The sequence below is a fragment of the Hydrogenophaga sp. genome (assembly GCF_018780075.1).
GTDB lineage: Bacteria > Pseudomonadota > Gammaproteobacteria > Burkholderiales > Burkholderiaceae_C > Hydrogenophaga.
On the sequence record NZ_JADMKB010000152.1, the window covers coordinates 1 to 3,268 of the forward strand.

A 3,268-nucleotide genomic window follows, 5' to 3' on the forward strand; every position below is an offset into this window, starting at 1 on the left:
TGGTCATCTTCATCAACCAGATCCGCATGAAGATCGGCGTCATGTTCGGCAGCCCCGAAACCACCACCGGCGGCAACGCGCTCAAGTTCTACGCTTCGGTCCGCCTCGACATCCGCCGCACCGGCACCATCAAGAAGGGCGAAGAGGCGATCGGCAACGAAACCAAGGTCAAGGTGGTGAAGAACAAGGTCTCGCCCCCGTTCAAGACGGCCGAGTTCGACATCCTGTTCGGCGAGGGCATCAGCCGCGAAGGCGAAATCCTGGACCTCGGCGTGCTGAACAAGGTGATTGAAAAGTCCGGCGCCTGGTACGCCTACAACGGCGAAAAGATCGGGCAGGGCCGCGACAACTCGCGCGAATTCCTGCGCGAAAACCCCGAGCTGCGCGTCGAGATCGAAAACAAGGTGCGCACCGAGCTGGGTGTTCCGCTGCTGCCGGTGGACGAGGCGCCCGCACCTGCCAAGGCCGCCAAAGCCGACAAGGCCGCGGCCAAGGTGGACAAGGCCGAAGTCCTGAGCGAGTGAGTGTGCTGAGCGCGGCACGGTGGGTGGAGGAGGACCCGGCGCATGGCCTTTGACCAGATCTCGCTCAAAGGCCGCGCGTTGCGCCTGCTGGCCGGGCGCGAGCACTCCCGCGCCGAGCTGGAGCGCAAGCTGAAAGCCCACGAAACGGCGCCGGGCGAGCTGGCCCGCGCGCTGGACGAGCTGGATGCCAAGGGCTTCATCAACGAACAGCGCGTGCTCGAATCCGTCGTGCACCGCCGTGCTTCCCGCCTGGGTGCCGCCCGTGTGAAGCAAGAGCTGCAGGCCAAAGGGCTGGACCCGACAGCGGTGGCCGAGGCGGTGGCTGCGCTGCGTGGCACGGAGGTCGAGCGGGCGCGCGAGGTCTGGCGCAAGAAGTTCGGATCACCGCCGGTCGATGCGGCCGAGCGCGGCAAGCAGATGCGGTTTCTGCTGGCGCGCGGGTTCGGCGCCGAATCGATCCGGCGAGTGGTCGGCGGCAGCGAGGACGACTGATCCACCGCCAGCTGGGTGGGGGCGTGAGCACCCTGTTTTGGCAAATGGACTCAGCGCTCAACGAGCCAGCGCGGAACCCATCCGGAGCGAGTGTCCCGCCCGCCCAGAACGCGGTGGAACCGGCTTCGCCGGGCCACTCGCGTTGTCCCCCTGGGGGGAAGCCGCGCAGCGGCGCAGGGGGGAGCCCTACACCCCGAGCATGAGTTGAAGGTTTTGAACCGCCGCACCGCTGGCGCCTTTGCCCAGGTTGTCCAGCCGCGCGATCAACACGGCCTGGCGGTGGGCTTCGTTGGCGAACACGCGCAACTCCAGCTTGTTGGTGTCGTTGAGCGCGGTGGCGTCGAGCTTGCCGCTCTCGGGCGCGGCCTCCACGCTCACCCAGCCACCCGCCGCCACGCTGGCGGCGTAGTGCGCCACCAGCGCGTCGTGCAGGTCGCTGGCCTTGGGCGCACCGGGCAGGTCGTCCAGGTGCAGCGGCAACTGCACCAGCATGCCCTGGCGGAAATTGCCCACGGCGGGAATGAAGACGGGCCGACGGGTCAGGCCGGTGTAACGCAGGATCTCAGGGATGTGCTTGTGCGTCAGACCCAGCGCGTAGGCCTCGTGCAGCGGCGCTTCGCCCTTCTCGTAGGCCTCGATCATGGTGCGGCCGCCACCCGAGTAGCCGCTCACCGACGGCAGGGCGACCGGGAAGTCCGGGGGCAGAAGGTCCGCGTCCACCAGCGGGCGCAACAACGCGATGGCGCCGGTGGCATAACAGCCCGGATTGGCCACGCGATCGGCTTTTTGCACCGCGGCTTGCTGGCCCGCGCTCAGCTCGGGGAAGCCATACACCCAGCCATCGTGGCAGCGGTGTGCGGTGGACGCGTCGATGATGCGGGGTTTTTTGCCCGGCAGCGCGTCCACCATCGCCACCGATTCGATGGCCGCGTCGTCGTGCAGGCACAGAATCACCAGGTCGGCCTGCGCCATGAGTTCGCGCTTGGCTTCGGGGTCTTTGCGCCGCTCGGGCGCGATGCTCAACAACTGGATCTGCGGCATCTGCTGCAGCCGCTCGCGGATCTGCAGGCCGGTGGTGCCGGCTTCGCCGTCGATGAAGATCTGGGCCATGGCGTCTCCTGTGTGTGTCAGTCAGGGTTCAGCGTCGGCTTCTATAATTATGCATTACGTAAGCCGCTGCTTATAGTTTGGTGCGATGCACCATGATACAGTCGCCGGCTGTCGTGTTCACTGCCCGCGCCCCCGGCCGTGCCCTTTGGCCGGATCGCACAACCTCCAGTCTGAGAGAGACCTCATGAAAATCCACGAGTACCAAGGCAAGGAAATCTTGCGTCAATTTGGTGTGCCGGTGCCCCGCGGCATCGCAGCGTTCACGGTGCAGGAGGCGGTGGAAGCCGCCCAGAAACTCGGCGGACCGGTCTGGGTGGTGAAGGCCCAGATCCACGCCGGTGGCCGCGGCAAAGGCGGTGGCGTCAAGGTCGCCAAGACCATTGAAGACGTGCAGCGCATCTCGGGCGAAATCCTGGGCATGCAGCTCAAGACCCACCAGACCGGCCCCGAAGGCCAGAAGGTCCGCCGCCTGTACATCGAAGACGGCGCCGACATCAAGAACGAGCTGTACGTGTCGCTGGTCACCGACCGCGCGACCCAGAAAGTCGCCCTGATCGCTTCGAGCGAAGGCGGCATGGACATTGAGGAAGTGGCCCACTCCACGCCCGAGAAGATCATCACCGAGATGATCGACCCGCTGGCCGGCATCACCGAAGCGCAGTCCCGCAAGGTGGCGGCCGCCATCGGCCTGACCGGCGCTTCCGTGGATCAGGCGGTCGACATCTTCGCCAAGATCTACAAGTGCTACATGGACACCGACGCGTCGCTGGTGGAAATCAACCCCCTGAACTGCGATTCCAAGGGCAACCTGATGGCCCTGGACGCGAAGTTCAACTTCGACGCCAACGCGCTGTTCCGCCACCCCGAGATCGTGGCCTACCGCGACCTGGACGAAGAAGATCCGGCCGAAATCGAAGCCTCCAAGTTCGACCTGGCCTACATCACCCTGGACGGCAACATCGGTTGCCTGGTCAACGGCGCCGGTCTGGCCATGGCCACCATGGACACCATCAAGCTGTTCGGCGGCGAGCCGGCCAACTTCCTGGACGTGGGCGGCGGCGCCACTGCCGAGAAGGTCACCGAAGCCTTCAAGATCATGCTCAAGAACACCAAGGTCAAGGGCATCCTGGTCAACATCTTCG

3 protein-coding genes and 1 pseudogene are annotated in these 3,268 nt (G+C 65.6%); 3 read left to right on the forward strand and 1 reads right to left on the reverse strand.

Features of this window, described 5'->3' with window-relative positions:
* Together recA and recX are read left to right on the forward strand one after the other, a co-directional pair.
* A pseudogene (gene recA / locus IV088_RS23195) lies at positions 1 to 524 on the forward strand (recombinase RecA); the annotation flags it as partial.
* Between the two features lie 42 nt (positions 525 to 566).
* Positions 567 to 1,016 carry a recombination regulator RecX gene (recX, locus tag IV088_RS23200; protein WP_291106674.1) on the forward strand — a complete coding sequence of 150 codons (450 nt, stop codon included), beginning with the start codon at positions 567 to 569 and terminating at the stop codon, positions 1,014 to 1,016.
* 186 nt (positions 1,017 to 1,202) lie between these two features.
* Here recX and argC read toward each other — a convergent pair whose 3' ends face one another.
* Positions 1,203 to 2,126 (reverse strand): N-acetyl-gamma-glutamyl-phosphate reductase, encoded by a 924-nt coding sequence (gene argC, locus IV088_RS23205; protein WP_291106683.1) that lies wholly within the window; start codon positions 2,124 to 2,126, stop codon positions 1,203 to 1,205.
* A 184-nt stretch (positions 2,127 to 2,310) separates the two neighbouring features.
* Here argC and sucC point away from each other — a divergent pair.
* The coding region (gene sucC / locus IV088_RS23210) for an ADP-forming succinate--CoA ligase subunit beta (RefSeq protein WP_291106685.1) at positions 2,311 to 3,268 on the forward strand (958 nt) is incomplete at its 3' end.